20 protein-coding genes are annotated in these 18292 nt (G+C 58.2%); 16 read left to right on the top strand and 4 right to left on the bottom strand.

Features of this window, described 5'->3' with window-relative positions; translation table 11 throughout:
• Window positions 1-497 precede the first annotated feature (497 nt).
• Window positions 498-1493, top strand: a complete 996-nt coding sequence (gene kdgT, locus ACT3IC_RS07895; protein WP_156655428.1) for a 2-keto-3-deoxygluconate transporter — start codon at window positions 498-500, stop codon at window positions 1491-1493.
• 433 nt (window positions 1494-1926) lie between these two features.
• Here the strand turns inward: kdgT and ACT3IC_RS07900 are convergent, their stop codons facing one another.
• Both ACT3IC_RS07900 and crfC read right to left on the bottom strand, forming a co-directional pair.
• On the bottom strand, window positions 1927-2805 hold the full coding sequence (locus ACT3IC_RS07900; RefSeq protein WP_473477057.1) for a diguanylate cyclase regulator RdcB family protein: 879 nt from the start codon (window positions 2803-2805) through the stop codon (window positions 1927-1929).
• Window positions 2802-5159 (bottom strand): clamp-binding protein CrfC, encoded by a 2358-nt coding sequence (gene crfC, locus ACT3IC_RS07905; protein ID WP_156653752.1) that lies wholly within the window; start codon window positions 5157-5159, stop codon window positions 2802-2804. Before crfC ends, ACT3IC_RS07900 begins: the two co-directional genes overlap by 4 nt.
• A gap of 591 nt (window positions 5160-5750) precedes the next feature.
• Here crfC and ACT3IC_RS07910 point away from each other — a divergent pair.
• The 15 genes from ACT3IC_RS07910 to phnP all read left to right on the top strand — a co-directional run bounded on the left by ACT3IC_RS07910 (window position 5751) and on the right by phnP (window position 17105).
• Window positions 5751-6086, top strand: a complete 336-nt coding sequence (locus ACT3IC_RS07910; RefSeq protein WP_156653751.1) for a zinc ribbon domain-containing protein YjdM — start codon at window positions 5751-5753, stop codon at window positions 6084-6086.
• Window positions 6087-6300: 214 nt separating this feature from the next.
• Window positions 6301-7089, top strand: a complete 789-nt coding sequence (gene phnC / locus ACT3IC_RS07915; protein ID WP_103177910.1) for a phosphonate ABC transporter ATP-binding protein — start codon at window positions 6301-6303, stop codon at window positions 7087-7089.
• Window positions 7090-7112: 23 nt separating this feature from the next.
• The gene (gene phnD, locus ACT3IC_RS07920) at window positions 7113-8129 is read left to right on the top strand and encodes a phosphonate ABC transporter substrate-binding protein (RefSeq protein ID WP_159340248.1); all 1017 of its coding nucleotides are present in this window, start codon (window positions 7113-7115) and stop codon (window positions 8127-8129) included.
• Between the two features lie 50 nt (window positions 8130-8179).
• Window positions 8180-8959 carry a phosphonate ABC transporter, permease protein PhnE gene (gene phnE, locus ACT3IC_RS07925; protein ID WP_473477062.1) on the top strand — a complete coding sequence of 260 codons (780 nt, stop codon included), beginning with the start codon at window positions 8180-8182 and terminating at the stop codon, window positions 8957-8959.
• A gap of 20 nt (window positions 8960-8979) precedes the next feature.
• Window positions 8980-9705, top strand: a complete 726-nt coding sequence (phnF, locus tag ACT3IC_RS07930) for a phosphonate metabolism transcriptional regulator PhnF (protein WP_103177907.1) — start codon at window positions 8980-8982, stop codon at window positions 9703-9705.
• Window positions 9706-10158 (top strand): phosphonate C-P lyase system protein PhnG, encoded by a 453-nt coding sequence (gene phnG, locus ACT3IC_RS07935; protein ID WP_103177906.1) that lies wholly within the window; start codon window positions 9706-9708, stop codon window positions 10156-10158.
• Window positions 10155-10739: a phosphonate C-P lyase system protein PhnH gene (gene phnH, locus ACT3IC_RS07940; protein ID WP_103177905.1), complete on the top strand. Its 585-nt coding sequence runs from the start codon at window positions 10155-10157 to the stop codon at window positions 10737-10739. Before phnG ends, phnH begins: the two co-directional genes overlap by 4 nt.
• A complete protein-coding gene (locus ACT3IC_RS07945; protein WP_473477066.1) occupies window positions 10739-11803 on the top strand; it encodes a carbon-phosphorus lyase complex subunit in 1065 nt (354 codons plus the stop codon). The genes phnH and ACT3IC_RS07945 overlap by 1 nt, the downstream gene beginning before the upstream one ends.
• Entirely contained in the window at window positions 11796-12641 is an 846-nt protein-coding gene (gene phnJ / locus ACT3IC_RS07950; RefSeq protein ID WP_103177903.1) for an alpha-D-ribose 1-methylphosphonate 5-phosphate C-P-lyase PhnJ, read from the top strand. Before ACT3IC_RS07945 ends, phnJ begins: the two co-directional genes overlap by 8 nt.
• On the top strand, window positions 12638-13393 hold the full coding sequence (gene phnK, locus ACT3IC_RS07955) for a phosphonate C-P lyase system protein PhnK (protein ID WP_156653748.1): 756 nt from the start codon (window positions 12638-12640) through the stop codon (window positions 13391-13393). The genes phnJ and phnK overlap by 4 nt, the downstream gene beginning before the upstream one ends.
• 155 nt (window positions 13394-13548) lie before the next feature.
• The gene (phnL, locus tag ACT3IC_RS07960; protein WP_420193188.1) at window positions 13549-14229 is read left to right on the top strand and encodes a phosphonate C-P lyase system protein PhnL; all 681 of its coding nucleotides are present in this window, start codon (window positions 13549-13551) and stop codon (window positions 14227-14229) included.
• Entirely contained in the window at window positions 14226-15362 is a 1137-nt protein-coding gene (gene phnM, locus ACT3IC_RS07965) for an alpha-D-ribose 1-methylphosphonate 5-triphosphate diphosphatase (RefSeq protein WP_473477070.1), read from the top strand. Before phnL ends, phnM begins: the two co-directional genes overlap by 4 nt.
• A complete protein-coding gene (gene phnN, locus ACT3IC_RS07970) occupies window positions 15359-15916 on the top strand; it encodes a ribose 1,5-bisphosphokinase (protein WP_103177899.1) in 558 nt (185 codons plus the stop codon). Before phnM ends, phnN begins: the two co-directional genes overlap by 4 nt.
• Window positions 15903-16337 carry an aminoalkylphosphonate N-acetyltransferase gene (gene phnO, locus ACT3IC_RS07975; RefSeq protein WP_473477072.1) on the top strand — a complete coding sequence of 145 codons (435 nt, stop codon included), beginning with the start codon at window positions 15903-15905 and terminating at the stop codon, window positions 16335-16337. The genes phnN and phnO overlap by 14 nt, the downstream gene beginning before the upstream one ends.
• A 9-nt stretch (window positions 16338-16346) precedes the next feature.
• Complete coding sequence (phnP, locus tag ACT3IC_RS07980; RefSeq protein WP_159340254.1) at window positions 16347-17105, top strand: phosphonate metabolism protein PhnP; 759 nt, start codon at window positions 16347-16349, stop codon at window positions 17103-17105.
• 87 nt (window positions 17106-17192) lie between these two features.
• Here the strand turns inward: phnP and yjdP are convergent, their stop codons facing one another.
• Window positions 17193-17516, bottom strand: a complete 324-nt coding sequence (gene yjdP, locus ACT3IC_RS07985) for a DDRRRQL repeat protein YjdP (protein ID WP_103177896.1) — start codon at window positions 17514-17516, stop codon at window positions 17193-17195.
• A gap of 69 nt (window positions 17517-17585) precedes the next feature.
• Window positions 17586-18218 (bottom strand): GNAT family N-acetyltransferase, encoded by a 633-nt coding sequence (locus ACT3IC_RS07990; RefSeq protein WP_156653744.1) that lies wholly within the window; start codon window positions 18216-18218, stop codon window positions 17586-17588.
• Window positions 18219-18292 lie beyond the last annotated feature (74 nt).

Below are 18292 nucleotides of genomic sequence, written 5' to 3' on the forward strand. Positions count from 1 at the left end.
TGGGCTGTGAATGACAGCCTTTACCCTACCAGCGTTTATATGTGTGATCAACTTCACATATTTTTTTATGGTTATCACCAGAAGTGTCAAAACTGTAAATACATGCCCATCAGTTGTTTCTTATGTCTGGTTCTGTAAATACCCTTTCGAACGTTATTATTTGCTGTGAAATTAAAAAAGAACGACATTATTTTACAATGCATTTACAGCGGTTTTAATAATCAAGAGGCAAGTATCGTGTTTCCTTAAAATATGTGACGAAGATAACTAAAACAGTGTTTTATTTTGATTGAATCACAATTCCAACGATCGCATCATAAGCCCGTTACAACGAGTCTGGTGGCCTTTGAGTGAAGGCTTAAAAAAACCAAACTGGTTATATCTGCTGTATGAATGACGAATCCGCTGACGCCACTAGGTCACAATTCGTTGAATTCATTAGATTATTAAATATCACTTGTCCGCTGGCGATGCGCGATGAGATGTGAGGGTTGATGATGAAGATTAAAGCCGCGATAGAACGCATCCCCGGAGGGATGATGCTGGTTCCGCTGGTTCTGGGTGCAATTTTAAATACCTTAGCGCCTAATACTGGAGCCTATTTTGGTGGATTCACCAAAGGCATGATTACCGGCACAGTACCGATCCTTGCGGTCTGGTTCTTCTGTATTGGCGCTTCCATAAATTTACGTGCAACGGGTACGGTATTACGTAAATCCGGTACGCTGGTAATAACCAAAATTGCCGTGGCGTGGATTGTGGCGATGGTTTGTGCCATGTTTATTCCGGAAAACGGTATTCAGACCGGCTTCTTCGCAGGCCTCTCGGTGCTGGCCATTGTTTCTGCAATGGACATGACCAACGGTGGCCTGTATGCCAGCCTGATGAACCAGTACGGCACCAAAGAGGAGTCCGGCGCGTTCGTGCTGATGTCTCTGGAATCTGGCCCGCTGATGACCATGCTGATCCTCGGCTCCGCCGGTCTGGCCTCCTTTGAACCGCACCACTTTGTCGGCGCCGTCCTGCCGTTCCTGATCGGTTTTGCCCTCGGCAACCTGGACCACGATCTGCGCGACTTCTTCAGCAAAGCGACTCCGGTTCTGATCCCGTTCTTCGGCTTCGCGCTGGGTAACACCATCAACCTGAACGTTATCCTCGATACGGGTCTGCTGGGTATCGTGCTGGGTGTGGCGGTTATTATTATCACCGGTATCCCACTGATTATTGCCGACCGCGTTATCGGCGGCGGGAATGGTACTGCGGGTGTCGCCGCCTCTTCCGCAGCAGGCGCTGCGGTGGCAAACCCGGTGATTATCGCCCAGATTAACCCGGCGTTCGAACCGGTTGCCGCCTCCGCTACCGCGCTGGTTGCTGCAAGCGTCATCGTCACCGCGATTCTGGTGCCGATTATTACCGCGCTGTACGCCAAACGCTTTGGCAACGTCCCAACCACGACCGAAGAACAGCGCCCGGTTGAATCACTGCACCACTGAGATATAAGCCCTCGCCCGGACTATTCTCTCCCTTGAGAGAGGGTTAGGGTGAGGGGGAACATGCAACTCCGTTGTTGGTTCCGTTCACCTTACGTTCTTTGCCTCTCTGTCACACCTGAACCGGTGAACGTGCCAGGGGGGCTCGCCGCCTCCCCCCTGGCTACCCCGGCTCCCGGCAAAGAAAATCGCCGCTTCGCGGTTCCTTCGGCTTATTCCCTTCGGCTATCGGGTCGGGCGTGATCCTACATCCATGTAGGTCACGCCCTCTCGGCGCATCCCTGCGCCTCGCCCCGGCCTACGGTCAACGCCTCAGCGATTTTCAGCCGGACCAGGGAGTCGCTGTAAGTCTTTTATTACTCTCTAATTATTTCATTGCGTTAAGCATAAGAAAATGACTGAGGGTTCCTCAGCCCCTCACGGGAGAGGGAATCCCCTACTCCCCAAAAACCTCCTCCACCATCGCTTTCGCCAGCCTCGCCGCCGAACACAATCTCGGCATCCCCAGCGCCACATTCTGCCAGCTTTGCGTCACCGACCAGCACACCGGATGCCTCTCCACATCACACCAGTCACCCAGCCAGCCCAGCATATCTTTATGGTCGATAATCCCCGGCGTACTGGGCGTGGTGAGCCACTGGTGATAAAAATGGCGGGTATTAGGTGCAGCGTTGATCCCCTGCGCCAGATAGTTAGCCACCATGCTGCACAGGTTATCTTTCAACATGGCGCTGACGTCCGCATTCGCCAGCCGACAGGCATCACCGAACGCCCCCCAGCGCAGCTCCTCCAGCGCCACATAACCGCGACCGGCCAGCGACCAGCCGTCGTAGTGCCCGGCGCGCCAGCGGGTAAAAATCTGCTCGCTGTGAACGCCTGCCTGCACCGTTAATCCGCGCTGGGTTAACGCCTTCTCTTTGAACTGCGCACGTTGATGAAAATGGGCGGAGAGGGTTTCGTATTGATGCACCACGCCAATCGGCGGCTGATTACGCAGGCTGGCCTGCTGGCGCAGCGTGGAGAGAATGTGCGTCATCCGGGTCAGCGCCAGATGGCCGGGGTCGAACATGCCCGCCAGCTTCTCTGCCAGCCCGAGTCGCAGCACAGCATTTTCGCTGAACATTCCCCCCATGGCCCACTGACGAAGATGAGACTGCGCCATGATCTCCTGGGTTAAACGCTCACGAAAGTGCTGCTGTTGCGACACCACAGAGGTGTGACGCTGCGCGTCAGCCCCCTGCACCAGGTCGACCATAAATTTAGGATGGATACATTCCAGCGTCCGTCCGGGACCGTCCAGTAATTGTTTTGTCATGGTTGCTCTGCCGCGAATAACGTTTGAATATCATCGCGTAACAGTCGGGTATCTTCCTGAATCCACGTCGCAGTCGTAATGCATTGCTGCAACAGCTGGCTGAGCGCCCGTGTGGCATGCTCATTTTGCTGACGCACTGCGAGGCTATCACGCAAGCTTTCCTGTAACCCTGCAAGGCATAACGAGAATTCCGCAAAGAATGTCGCCATACCCGCTGTAACAGAGACATCGACCTGCGCAGCCAAAGCTTTACGAATTTGTTCACAAAAGTGATCTATATGCTGTTTAAATTTTTCATGAAGCTCTGACACGTTAATAACATAGCGCGTCCGCGTCATTACATAATCTTCCCAGCCCCAGCCCGGATTATTCAACCAGCGGGAGACCGTGTCGCGCAGCGCACTGCTGGTTCCCTGCCCCTGGCCAGCCGGCAGGCTCTCCTGAGCGATAGCATCGCTGAACAGCCCCCGGGTATTGAAGTTAAGCTGGTTTGCCTGAAACGCCGGGAAGCTGATCCGCGCGCGGAATCCGGCATGGCTTAGCTCCTCTTTAATCCGCGTTTCAATGGGCCGCATGGCGTCGTTCAGGGAGCGGGCCAGCGTGGTTTCCAGCTGGTCAAACCGCAGCGACAGCTCGCGACCGATTTTTGCCTGTGCATCCAGCAGGATCATTTCACAGGAGGAGCGGATTTTGCTCAGCAGGATTTGCGCCTGACCTTCATCATCCAGCACCAGTTGTCCCGGGGTAGCTAACGCCTCGGCATGGAGCGTGTGCGGCTTAAACCCGGCCAGATCGAGCAAATTATCCGGGTTGAAGATGTGCGCGACCGCATGTTTGATATCGTTCTGCTGCGTGCTGATAAACAGGTCGGTCGCCGCCAGCGCCTGTCCAACTTCATGCCGCACCTCATTGCTTACCGACGCCTGGCGGGACTGCAACAGCGCCATATCCTCTTCCAGGCGGGCGATATTCAGCTCCAGCTCGTCGAAGGCGACCGTCAGCCCCTGATAGCGGAAATCGAGATACTCCCGGGCGTTCTGGGCATAGTTCAACAGCTTATGCGACGCCGAGCGTAACGCATACAGCGAGGCATTGGCGTAGGCAGCATAAATCAGCTTACGGATCGGCTGCTCAAAGAGGGAATCCTCCCACAGCAGATCGGCGGAGTGGCGAACGTGCTCAATATCGTCCAGATCGGCAGTCCGCCAGCGGCGGCCCAGCGCAGCTTCGGCAAAATCCTGTACCCAGCGCTGCTCCTGGTGATCCGGCAGCTTGCCGTGCTGATTCAGTTCATGACGCGCCCGATTCGCCAGGTATCCCCACATCGAGGAGACCGGGAAGATCTGCCCCGGAGAGATATGGCCTTTCATCAGGGTGCCGGAGATCATCGCCCGCACCTGCTCTTCATCATCGCTGTTGCGGTCTTTCTGATCGAATTTGTTGACCAGCGCGTAGAGCGGTACCGATTTGCTGACGGCAGAAATAGCCAGCCGCACTTCGGCGTCCGAAATCGACTTCAGTTGCGTATAGTCCATTACCGCCAGCACCGCCGAAGCGCGGGCGAGCTGCTCAGTAAGCATTTTTTGCAGATGCGGTTGCCCGGCCTCATTCGGCCCGGGGGTATCCAGCAGGGTTAATTGCCCCAAATGACCATCCAGCCCGGCCAGATGGACAAACTCCACCTCAATAACCGGGATATTCTCAATCGCTGCATAGGCGGAGAAGGGAAAATCTGTTCCAAGCGCCTGAGAAAGTCGCACTAAATCATTCAGGTTTTTTAAACAATTAAATATCGGCTGCGCGCCTAAATAATGTTTTTCAAACGCTTCGCCAGTTTCAATGCGCCCCAGCAACGCATTCATATCTTTATCAATTTCAAGTTGCTGGGCCAGCTTGCCGCGATCGTAATTGGCCAGCTTCTTTTGCATTTGTTTTATTAATGTATCGATCGGCGCCACGTGAGAAAAATGCAGCACCGGCTCCTTCTGACCAGGCGTATGACGGATCAGCGTCGGCAAGGCGGTCATGGGACGGTTGCGATTGGGCAACACCTCCGTTCCCACAATGGCGTTAATCGTCGTCGATTTACCGGCTTTCATGGTGCCCACAATCGCCAGCACCATCTCCAGACGGGTAATTTTGCGCAGTTCATTATTCAGCATGGACTGCTGCGCTTCTAAACCACGGGTACTAAAATGTAGAGGTAAAACGTTGCTGGTTTCGCCGGTAATGGCCGATGTTGCATTGTCCAGCATCGCAACAGGCATGGCGCTTAGTGACTCGAGATTCTGCAATGAGAGTTGCAGCAGTCTTTCAGCTTCCTGGCTTAACTCAAATATTGTTTGTGTATGCATAGTAAAAAGCCTTCCCTTAACACAAATTTTATATAACCGAATTATTTTAAGAATGAAGGATCGGCTTATATGATTCCGTGTAGCAAATATGTTCGACGCAAAATAATTGCCTGATGACAATCAAATATATTCTTTAAGCGCTGAAAGCAGCGGAGCGCGCTCCTTCGGTCAGGGAAACCGAAAGACTAAGAGCGTAGCTCAAATTTAATAAATTTCAGGATAAACCATCTTTAATCGCCCACCAAAAATGAGGGGGTAATCATCCCTGCAAGCCCGGGGATGGCTATAAAAACATTTACGGTGAATATCATTAGCACCTTAACCTTATCCGAAATGACACGGCGTATCAATTTGCCGCAATAAAATATTATTGCTTTCATTCGCAAGCGTTTCATTCTCGCGCCGGGTACTTATCATTACCTGAGTCACTGACAGACCCTGTCATCAGAAACGCTTTTTTTAGCCAAAAGCGAAAAATAATATCACCGACAAAAGTAAGGACATGCGCTATACTTGCCGCCTTTTTCGACAACCTGTCGATTTTTGGCGGGCCTCATTGCCGCCGGTTCGCACTATTTTGAGGAGAACACCATGCAGCTTCCACACTGTCCTAAATGCAACTCTGAATACACCTATGAAGATAACGGTATGTTCATCTGCCCGGAATGCGCTTACGAATGGAACAACGCAGAACCCGTAGCCGAGAGCGATGAGCTGATCGTTAAAGATGCCAACGGCAACCTGCTGGCGGATGGCGACAACGTCACCGTCATTAAAGATCTGAAGGTCAAAGGCAGCTCTTCAATGCTGAAGATCGGCACCAAAGTGAAGGGCATCCGTCTGGTCGAGGGCGACCACAATATCGACTGTAAAATTGACGGCTTCGGCCCGATGAAGCTCAAATCCGAGTTCGTGAAGAAGAACTGATTTGTCGTTGTCTTTTGAGGCCCGGCAAGCGCAGCGCCGCCGGGCACTTTTGCCGGATGCGCTTCGCTTATCAGGCCTACAAATACCTCCCCCTTCTCGTTGATCGCCTGTCATCGCTTTCACCTCAACTCTTCAAACTCTCGCAACCAACACTTAACCTAAATGTCACATTGATCCGCCAGCATGAGGCCACATTTGAATTGAGGCCTTACCCATGCACACTGTCATCCGTGTCGAGAAACTCAGCAAGACCTTCCATCACAACAAGGCTCTGCATGCCGTTGATCTGACCGTCCAGCAGGGCGAAATGGTAGCGCTGCTCGGGCCATCCGGTTCAGGTAAATCCACTCTTCTGCGCCACTTAAGCGGCCTCATCACCTGCGACAAAACCTCAGAAAGCCACGTTGAGCTGCTGGGTAATACCGTGCAGCGCGCGGGCCGTCTGGCGAGTGATATCCGCAAAAGCCGCGCCCAGACCGGCTACATCTTCCAGCAGTTCAACCTGGTAAACCGCCTGACGGTGCTGGAGAACGTGCTGATTGGTGCGCTCGGCAGCACCCCGTTCTGGCGCACCTGTCTGCGCTGGTTCTCGCCAGCTCAGAAGCAGGAGGCGCTGCAGGCGCTCACCCGCGTCGGCATGGCCCACTTCGCCCACCAGCGCGTCTCCACCCTTTCTGGCGGTCAGCAGCAGCGCGTGGCCATTGCCCGGGCGCTGATGCAGAAAGCCAAAATCATTCTCGCCGATGAGCCGATCGCCTCGCTGGACCCGGAGTCGGCCCGCATCGTCATGGAAACCCTGCGCGACATTAACCGCAAGGACGGCATCACCGTGGTGGTCACGCTGCACCAGGTGGATTACGCCCTGCGCTACTGCGAGCGCATCGTCGCCCTGCGTCAGGGGCACGTCTTCTTCGATGGCGCCAGCCATCAGTTTGATAACGAACGCTTTGATCATCTCTACCGCAGCATTAACCGCGTCGAAGAGCGCGCGCAGGCTGCTTAACGTCTCCACAATGAGGAATGGAAATGAGCTATAAGACGGTTGCCGCGCTGGCCTTCACCAGCATGTTCAGCATCAGCACCCTGTTCAGCCCTGCGTTTGCAGAGGAGCAGGAAAAAGCGCTGAATTTCGGCATTATTTCGACGGAATCACAGCAGAACCTGAAGCCTCAGTGGGAACCGTTCCTGAAAGATATGGAAACCAAACTGGGGATCAAAGTGAACGCCTTCTTCGCCCCGGACTACGCGGGCATCATCCAGGGGATGCGCTTCAATAAAGTGGATATCGCCTGGTACGGCAACCTCTCGGCGATGGAAGCGGTGGATCGTGCCAACGGTCAGGTCTTTGCGCAAACCGTGGCCGCCGACGGCTCCCCGGGTTACTGGAGCGTGCTGATCGTCAATAAAGACAGTCCAATTAACAACCTCAACGACATGCTCGCCAAACGTAAAGAGCTCACCTTTGGCAACGGCGATCCCAACTCCACGTCGGGCTTCCTGGTGCCGGGCTATTACGTCTTTGCCAAAAACAATGTCTCCACCAGCGAATTCAAACGCACGGTCAACGCCGGGCATGAAACCAACGCCCTGGCCGTCGCCAACAAACAGGTGGATGTTGCCACCAACAACACCGAAAACCTCGACAAGCTGAAGACCTCCGCGCCAGACAAGCTGAAACAACTGAAGGTGATCTGGAAATCCCCGCTGATCCCGGGCGACCCGATTGTGTGGCGTAAGAACCTCTCCGAAAGCACCAAGGAGAAGGTGTACGACTTCTTTATGAACTACGGCAAAACCGCGGAAGAGAAAACCGTGCTGGAACGCCTGGGCTGGGCGCCGTTCCGCGCCTCCAGCGACCTGCAGCTGGTGCCGATTCGCCAGCTGGCGCTGTTCAAACAGATCCAGGGCGTGAAGGACAACAAGACGCTGAAAGAGGAAGAGAAGAACAGCAAGCTGTCTGAAATTCAGGCGCAGCTGGACGATCTCGACCGCCTGACCGCCGCGCTGGGCGCGATGACCAGCGTGACCAAAGCGGTGCAGTGATTAAGTCCCCTCTCCCTTAAGGGAGAGGGAGAACAGATTAAGGAGCACACATGCAAACCATCACCCTCCCACCGCCAAAACGCAGCTGGTTCTCGCTAATAAGCTGGGCCATCCTGCTGGCGGTGCTGGTTATCTCCTGGAAGGGCGCGGAAATGGCCCCGCTGACGCTGATCCAGGACTCGGGCAACATGGCGACCTTCGCCGCCGACTTCTTCCCGCCGGACTTCAGCCAGTGGCAGGACTACCTCAGCGAAATGACCGTCACGCTGCAAATTGCCGTCTGGGGCACCGCCCTGGCCGTGGTGCTCTCCATTCCCTTCGGCCTGATGAGTGCCGACAACATTGTGCCGTGGTGGGTTTACCAGCCGGTGCGCCGCCTGATGGACGCCTGCCGCGCCATCAACGAAATGGTCTTTGCGATGCTGTTCGTGGTCGCCGTCGGTCTCGGTCCCTTCGCCGGGGTGCTGGCGCTTTTTATTCACACCACCGGCGTACTCTCCAAGCTGCTTTCGGAAGCGGTAGAAGCCATTGAGCCCGGCCCGGTCGAAGGCATTCGCGCCACCGGTGCCAACAAAATTGAAGAGATCCTTTACGGCGTGCTGCCCCAGGTGATGCCGCTGCTCATCTCCTACTCCCTCTACCGCTTTGAGTCCAACGTCCGCTCCGCCACCGTTGTTGGCATGGTGGGCGCAGGCGGAATTGGCGTCACCCTGTGGGAAGCGATTCGCGGTTTCCAGTTCCAGCAAACCTGCGCCCTGATGGTGCTCATCATCATCACCGTCAGCCTGCTGGACTTCCTCTCTCAACGTTTGCGTAAGCACTTCATCTGAGAAGCGAGGCTTTGATTTGTATGCACTTATCCAGACATCCGACCAGTTACCCCACCCGCTGGCAAGAGATTGCGGCGAAGCTCGAAGTGGAGCTGCGCACGCACTACCGCTGCGGGGACTATCTACCTGCGGAACAGCAGCTTGCCGACCGCTATGAAGTCAACCGTCACACCCTGCGCCGGGCCATTGACCAGTTGGTGGAGCGCGGCTGGGTGCAGCGCCGCCAGGGCGTCGGCGTGCTGGTGCTGATGCGCCCGTTCGACTACCCGCTCAACGCCCAGGCGCGCTTCAGCCAGAACCTGCTGGATCAGGGCAGCCACCCCACCAGCGAAAAGCTGCTCTCGGTGCTGCGTCCGGCCTCCAGCCACGTGGCGGATGCGCTGGGGATCCAGGAGGGGGACAACGTCATCCACCTGCGTACCCTGCGCCGGGTCAATGGCGTGGCGGTGTGCCAGATCGATCACTACTTCGCGGACCTGGCCCTCTGGCCGGTGCTGCAACATTTCACCAGCGGCTCGCTGCATGACTTTCTGCAGGATGCCACGGGGGTTGCGCTCAAACGCACCCAGACGCGCATCAGCGCCCGCCGCGCCCAGGCCAAAGAGAGCAAGGTGCTGGAGATCCCCAATATGGCGCCTCTGCTCTGCGTGCGCACCCTTAACCACCGTGACGGCGAGGTGAACGCGACGGAGTACTCCGTCAGCCTGACCCGCGCCGACATGATTGAATTCACCATGGAGCACTGAATGCATTTCGATACCTCCACCCGTCAGCACTGGATGGCGGTGCTCGCCCACAGCCAGCCTGCGGCGCTTGCCGCGCGGATGTCGGCGCTGAGCCTGTCGCCCGCTTATGAACTGATCCGCGCGCCTGAAACCGGACTGGTGCAGATCCAGGCGCGGATGGGCGGTACCGGGGCACGTTACTTTGCTGGCGATGCCACCCTGACCCGCGCCGTGGTGCGTCTTGCCAGCGGCACCCTCGGCTACAGCTACCTGCTCGGGCGTAACAAACCCCACGCCGAGCAGTGCGCCGTTGTGGACGCCCTGCTGCAGGAAGCGCCCCATTTTCAGGCCCTGATGGAAACCGTTATTGCCCCGCTGGAAGCCGACCGCGCCGCACGCCTTGCCGCCCGTCAGGCCGAAGTGAACACCAGCCGGGTCGACTTCTTTACGCTCGTTCGCGGAGACAACGCATGACACTTCACCCCGCTTTTACCCTTGCCGTGCAGGATGCCCAGCACAGCTTTCGTCGTCTGCTGAAAGCGATGAGCGAGCCGGGCGTCATCGTCTCGCTGCATCAGCTTAAGCATGGCTGGCAGCCGCTGAACCTCGCCACCACCAGCGTGCTGCTGACCCTGGCCGATAACGACACCCCGGTCTGGCTGTCGGGCTCCGTCAGCAACGATATCGTCAGCAGCAACCTGCGTTTTCATACCAGCGCCCCGCTGGTGGAGCAGCCGCAGCAGGCGGTGTTCGCCGTCGCCGACGAGCAGATCGGCCACGAGCAGCTCAACGCCCTGAGCGAAGGCACCGCTGTGGCGCCGGAGACCAGCGCCACCCTGATTTTGCAGGTCTCCAGCCTGAGTGGCGGACGCATGCTGCGCCTGACCGGGGCCGGCATCGCCGAGGAGCGGATGGTCGCCCCGCAGCTGCCGGAGTGCATCATTCACGAGCTGACCGAGCGCCCGCACCCGTTTCCGCTGGGCATCGACCTGCTGCTGACCTGCGGCGAGCGCCTGCTGGCGATCCCGCGAACCACCCACGTGGAGGTGTGCTGATGTACGTTGCCGTCAAAGGGGGCGAGAAGGCGATCGCCGCCGCCCACGCGTTGCAGGAGCACAGACGCCGGGGCGATGAGCAGATCCCCGAGCTGAGCGTCGCCCAGATTGAACAGCAGTTGAACCTGGCCGTTGACCGGGTAATGACCGAAGGCGGCATCGCCGATCGCGAGCTGGCGGCCCTGGCGCTGAAGCAGGCCAGCGGCGATAACGTCGAGGCCATCTTCCTGCTGCGCGCCTACCGCACTACGCTGGCGAAGCTGGCGGTGAGCGAGCCCATCAACACCGCAGAGATGCGCCTGGAGCGCCGTATTTCGGCGGTCTATAAAGACATTCCCGGCGGCCAGCTGCTTGGCCCGACCTACGATTACACTCACCGCCTGCTCGATTTCACCCTGCTGGCAAACGGCGAAGCCCCTCGCCTTACCCCCTCAAACACCAAGCAGGACGCCGCGCCGCACGTCTTTAGCCTGCTGGCCAATCAGGGGCTGGCGAAAGCGGAAGAAGATTATGGCGATGAGCCAGACGACATCACCCGCACGCCGCCGGTTTACCCCTGTTCACGTTCATCGCGCCTGCAGCAGCTGATGCGCGGCGACGAGGGCTACCTGCTGGCGCTGGCCTACTCCACTCAGCGTGGCTATGGCCGTAACCACCCCTTCGCGGGGGAGATCCGCAGCGGCTATATCGACATCAATATTGTGCCGGAAGAGCTGGGATTTGCGGTGAACGTCGGTGAAATGCTGATGACCGAATGCGAAATGGTGAACGGCTTCGTCACCCCGGATAACGACGCGCCGCACTTCACCCGCGGCTACGGCCTGGTGTTCGGCATGGGCGAGCGCAAGGCGATGGCGATGGCGCTGGTTGACCGCGCCCTTCAGGCTCCCGACTACGACGAGAACATTACTGGCCCGGCGCAGGACGAGGAGTTTGTGCTGGCCCATGCGGATAACGTTGAGGCCGCAGGCTTTGTCTCGCACCTCAAGCTGCCGCACTACGTCGATTTCCAGGCTGAACTGGAGCTGCTTAAACGTCTGCAACAGGAGCGCGACAATGGCTAACCTCAGCGGCTACAACTTTGCTTATCTGGATGAGCAAACCAAACGCATGATCCGCCGCGCCATTTTAAAAGCGGTCGCCATCCCCGGCTATCAGGTGCCGTTCGGTGGCCGTGAAATGCCCATGCCCTACGGCTGGGGCACCGGCGGGATTCAGATCACCGCCAGCGTGATTGGCGAAGCGGACGTGCTGAAGGTGATTGACCAGGGGGCGGACGACACTACCAACGCCGTCTCGATCCGCCAGTTCTTTACGCGCGTGACGGGGGTGAACACCACCGAGCGCACCGAAGACGCCACGCTGATCCAGACCCGCCACCGCATCCCGGAGACCCCGCTCGTTGAAGATCAGATTTTGATTTTCCAGGTGCCGATCCCCGAACCGCTGCGCTTTATCGAGCCGCGCGAAACCGAAACCCGCACCATGCACGCCCTGGAAGAGTACGGCGTAATGCAGGTGAAGCTGTATGAGGATATCGCCCGCTTCGGCCACATCGCCACCACCTACGCCTACCCGGTGAAGGTGAACGGGCGCTACGTGATGGACCCGTCACCAATCCCGAAGTTCGATAACCCGAAGATGGACATGATGCCCGCCCTGCAACTCTTTGGCGCCGGGCGCGAAAAACGCATCTACGCCGTGCCGCCCTACACGCGGGTTGAGAGCCTCGACTTTGACGATCACCCGTTTACGGTGCAGGAGTGGGATGAGCCGTGCGCCATCTGTGGGTCGAAGCACAGCTATCTCGACGAAGTGGTTCTGGATGACACCGGCAAACGGATGTTTGTCTGCTCCGATACCGATTTTTGCCGCCAACAGAGCGAGGCCAACAGCCAATGAAACCGCTGCTTTCGGTCACTAACCTGACCCATCTTTATGCGCCGGGCAAAGGCTTCAGCGACGTGTCGTTTGACCTGTGGCCGGGGGAAGTGCTGGGGATTGTCGGCGAGTCCGGCTCCGGCAAAACCACCCTGCTGAAATCCCTCTCGGCGCGCCTGACGCCGCAGAACGGCGACATTCTCTATGACGGCCACTCGCTGTATGGCATGAGCGAGGCCGAGCGACGTCGCCTGCTGCGCACCGAGTGGGGCGTGGTGCATCAGCATCCGATGGATGGCCTGCGCCGCCAGGTCTCGGCGGGGGGCAACATCGGCGAACGGCTGATGGCCACCGGCGCGCGCCACTACGGCGACATCCGCGCGACGGCGAAACAGTGGCTGGAGGAGGTGGAGATCCCGGCGTCGCGCATCGACGACCTGCCCACCACCTTCTCCGGCGGGATGCAGCAGCGCCTGCAGATCGCCCGCAACCTGGTTACCCATCCGAAACTGGTCTTTATGGATGAACCTACCGGTGGGCTGGACGTGTCGGTGCAGGCCCGCCTGCTGGATCTGCTCCGCGGTCTGGTGGTGGAGCTGAACCTGGCGGTGGTGATTGTCACCCACGACCTGGGCGTTGCCCGCCTGCTGGCGGACCGTCTGCTGGTGATGAAGAGCGGCGAAGTGGTGGAAAGTGGGCTGACCGACCGGGTACTCGACGATCCCCACCATCCTTACACCCAGTTGCTGGTGTCGTCCGTATTGCAGAATTGAGGTTGCTGTTGCCGGGTGGCGGCTTCGCCTGACCCGGCCTACGAACCGCGCTCTTTGTAGGCCGGGTAAGCGAAGCGCCACCCGGCAATGAATCCAGCACCTTGTAGGCCGGGTAAGCGCAGCGCCACCCGGCAAGAAAACGCCACGAGGCCAAAATGATCCACGTACAAAACGTAAGTAAGACCTTTGTACTCCACCAGCAAAACGGCGTGCGCCTGCCGGTGCTGCAAAACGCCTCCCTTGAGGTAAAAAATGGCGAATGCGTGGTGCTGCACGGCCACTCCGGCAGCGGCAAATCGACCCTGCTGCGCTCGCTGTATGCCAACTACCTGCCGGACGAAGGCCATATCCATGTGCGTCACGGCGATGAATGGGTCGATCTGGTGCAGGCCCCGGCGCGTAAGGTGCGGGACGTCAGGCGCACCACCATTGGCTGGGTCAGCCAGTTTTTACGGGTGATCCCGCGCGTTCCGGCGCTGGAGGTGGTGATGCAGCCGCTGCTGGATCTGGGCGTACCGCGCAACATCTGCGCCGCCAAAGCCGCCAGCCTGCTGACGCGCCTTAACGTGCCGGAGCGCCTGTGGCATCTCGCCCCCTCCACCTTCTCCGGCGGCGAGCAGCAGCGGGTGAATATAGCCCGCGGCTTTATCGTCGATTACCCGATTTTACTGCTCGATGAACCGACCGCCTCGCTGGATGCCAAAAACAGCGCAGCGGTTATTGAACTGATCGAAGAGGCCAAAGCGCGCGGCGCAGCGATCGTCGGGATCTTCCACGACGACGCGGTGCGGGATCGCGTGGCGGATCGTCTGCACCCGATGGGGATCACCGCATGATCGTCAATAACGTAAAACTGGTGCTGGAAAACGAGGTCGTTGACGGCTCCATCGACATTCAGGACGGCATCATTCGCGCCTTTGCCGAAACCCAAAGCCGCCTGCCGGAAGCGATGGACGGTGAAGGCGGCTGGCTGCTGCCAGGGCTGATTGAGCTGCACACCGACAACATGGATAAGTTCTTCACCCCGCGGCCCAAAGTGGACTGGCCCGCCCATTCGGCAATGAGCAGCCACGACGGGATGATGGTCGCCAGCGGCATCACCACGGTGCTGGATGCGGTGGCGATTGGCGACGTGCGCGACGGCGGCGATCGTCTGGAGAATCTGGAGAAGATGATCAACGCCGTGGAAGAGACGCAGAAGCGCGGCCTCAACCGCGCCGAGCACCGCCTGCACCTGCGCTGCGAGCTACCCCATCACACCACCCTGCCGCTGTTCGAGAAGCTGGTGGACCGTGAGCCGGTCACTCTGGTGTCGCTGATGGATCACTCTCCGGGCCAGCGCCAGTTCGCTAATATCGAAAAGTATCGTGAATATTATCAGGGTAAATATGCCCTCAACGACGCGCAGATGGCGCGCTACGAAGAGGAGCAGCTGGCGCTTGCTGCCCGCTGGTCGCAGCCCAACCGCCAGGCCATTGCTGCGCTGTGCCGGGCGCGCAATATCGCCCTCGCCAGCCATGACGACGCCACCGCGAATCATGTGCTTGAATCCCGGCAGCTTGGCAGTGTGATCGCCGAATTTCCTACCACGTTCGAAGCCGCAGAGGCCTCCCGCCAGCACGGAATGAACGTGCTGATGGGCGCCCCGAACATCGTGCGCGGCGGCTCGCACTCCGGCAACGTAGCGGCAAGCCAGCTCGCTTCCCTCGGCCTGCTGGATATCCTCTCCTCCGATTACTACCCCGCCAGCCTGCTGGATGCGGCGTTCCGGGTGGCGGACGACGAGGAGAATCGTTTTACCCTGCCGGAGGCGATCCGCCTGGTGACCCGCAACCCGGCGCAGGCGCTCAACCTGCACGATCGCGGGGTGATTGGCGAAGGCAAGCGGGCGGACCTGGTGCTGGCGCACCGTAAAGGCGAGCACATTCATATCGACCACGTCTGGCGTCAGGGAAAACGGGTGTTCTGATGGGAAGACTAATCTGGTTAATGGGGCCTTCCGGCTCCGGAAAAGATAGCCTGCTGGCGGCGTTGCGCGAGCAGCCTCATCCACAACTGCTGGTGGCGCACCGCTATATCACGCGCGCCGCTACTGCCGGGAGCGAAAACCACATCGCCCTCAGCGAGCCGGAGTTTTTTACCCGCGCCGGGCAGCATCTGTTTGCCCTGAGCTGGCACGCTAATGGCTATTATTATGGGGTGGGTCTGGAGATCGATCTCTGGCTGCACGCCGGGTTCGACGTGGTGGTAAACGGCTCGCGCGCCCATCTGCCCCAGGCGCAGGCGCGTTACGCCGGGGCATTGCTGCCGATCTGCCTGCAGGTGTCGCCGGAGATCCTGCGTAGCCGGCTGCAGGCGCGTGGGCGGGAGAGCGCTAAAGAGATCGACCAGCGGCTGGCGCGCGCCGCCCGTTATACGCCGTCCGACTGCCCGATCCTTAACAATGACGGCAGTTTGCATCAGTCTGTCGACAACTTCCTTTCACTCATTAGCCAGAAGGAGAAAAACCATGCCCGAGTGTGAGTTGCGCCCCGCCACCGCGGAGGACGTTGACGCGGTCTATGGCCTGATCTGTGAGTTAAAACAGGCGGAGCTTGACCGTTCGGCGTTCCATGCGGGGTTCGCGGCCAATCTGCAGGATCACAATATGCGTTACCAGCTGGCGGAACAGGATGGACATATCATCGGGATGATCGGCCTGCACATGCAGTTTCACCTGCATCACGCCAACTGGATCGGCGAGATCCAGGAGCTGGTGGTGATGCCGCAGGCGCGCGGTCTGAAGGTCGGCAGCCGGCTGCTGGCCTGGGCGGAAGAAGAGGCCCGTCACGCCGGGGCGGAGACGACCGAGCTCTCCACCAGCGTAAAGCGTCTCGATGCGCACCGCTTTTATCTTCGTGAAGGGTATACCCAGAGCCACTTCCGCTTCACTAAACCTCTGTAAGGAGGCGCCATGAGTCTGACCATTACGTTAACGGGAACCGGTGGCGCCCAGCTGGTGCCCGCTTTTGGCTGCGACTGTCCGGCCTGCCGCCGGGCGCGTTTGCAGGAAGATTATCGCCGTCGCCCCTGTAGCGCGGTGGTCAAATTCAATGATGCGGTGACGCTGCTGGATGCCGGGATCCCGCACCTGATGGACGACTGGCCTGCGGGCAGTTTTCAGCAGATTTTACTCACCCATTACCACATGGATCATGTCCAGGGGCTGTTTCCGCTGCGCTGGGGCGTGGGGGCGACCATTCCGGTCTACGGCCCGCCAGATGAAGCCGGGTGCGACGATCTCTTTAAACATCCCGGCCTTCTCGACTTTAGCCATACTCTCGAGCCGTTTGTGGTCTTTGAACTCCAGGGCCTGCGGGTGACGCCGCTGCCGCTCAACCATTCGAAGCTGACTTTTGGCTATCTGCTGGAGAGCGCCCACAGCCGCGTGGCCTGGCTCTCCGATACCGCCGGACTGCCGGAGAAAACGGTGAAGTTTCTGCTCAACAACCAGCCGCAGGCGATCGTGATTGACTGTAGCCATGCGCCGCAGGACGAGCCCCCGCGCAACCACTGCGATTTAAATACGGTTATTGCGCTCAATCAGGTAATTGTCTGCCCGCAGGTGATCCTGACCCATATCAGCCATGAGTTTGACGTGTGGATGATGGACAACCCGCTCCCTGTGGGGTTTGAAGCGGGGTATGACGGGATGGTACTGGCGCTGGACTGAGGTATCGCAATGCCGGGTGGCGGCTTCGCCTTACCCGGCCTGGGAAACCGTAGGCCCGTGCAAGCGGCGCGCCGCCGGGCATTGGCATTACCGCCGATCGTAATCCTCTTCCAGCCTGCGCTCGTCATCTTCTAAACGACGCCGGTCTTCATCCAGCTGGCGCTGACGTTCATCCAGGCGACGACGGCGATCGTCCAGCTGGCGCTGGCGCTCTTCATACTGTCGGTTATCGCTGCTGCGACGCCGATCGTAACGGTCATCGTCATCGTTACTGCGGTCGCTGTTGGGGTTGTAGGCGTCGTTAATCGCCTGCTGAATATTGCCGATGGTGTCGTCAACAATATCAGCGTGAGCCAGATGGCTGGTTAATGAGAGCAGACCCAATAACAGGGCGGTAGAGTAATGTTTCATAAAGCCAGTCTCGCAGGTGAGCTGGCTTTACGGTAATAAACAGCGGGTGGAGCGAGTAGCGGAGGAATCTCAAATTCTGTAAGGGGAAGTTTCTTCCATAAGGTGATTCGCACGTTGCCTGTTCTCGGCCACTAAAACAACGCGATGGCATTTTTGGTCAGGCGAAACACTCCAGATACGCTCCTCAGGAATACAGCCGCCATCGTAAATCACTTTACTGCCATCATAAGGCCAAAATGCGCCTTGCTCGGTATCCAGTACGAACACAGCGATTTGATCCGATTCACGGGCAATCTTTTGCCAAAGCATTTTACCGCCTTCGTACTGATCAAAATCGCTTATTAGCGTAATACCGCACTGGAGGATTAATGCCTCATAAAGTCGGGTTGCCAGCCCTTTATCCCGCTCGCCAGGATCAACACAGACGCCTTCAACCTGAAGGATGTGGGCATCTTCCCAGCAGCGTTCAACAGCAACGATATCTTTACCGAGTGCAGGTTTGCGCTGTAAATCCAGCGCTGCCACAACCCGATGTCGCGGTATGCCTTCAAAGATTTCAATATCCGCTTCAATGATTGCCGCGCGAGGCGTCTGGGGATCATAGATGACATGCAGCAATCGCCCTGAGAGTTCAATCTCTTCCACCCGCGTAAAGGCGCGTGCGACTGTCATCGGGCTATAGGTTGTAGGCATCACGATCATATGTGAGTCCCCTCTCGTCAGTACCGGCATAAGTCCTTTTATATCCTAATCCGCTCATTTTTGCGCAGATTAAC

It is taken from the genome of Leclercia sp. GHBNCSD, from assembly GCF_055805075.1.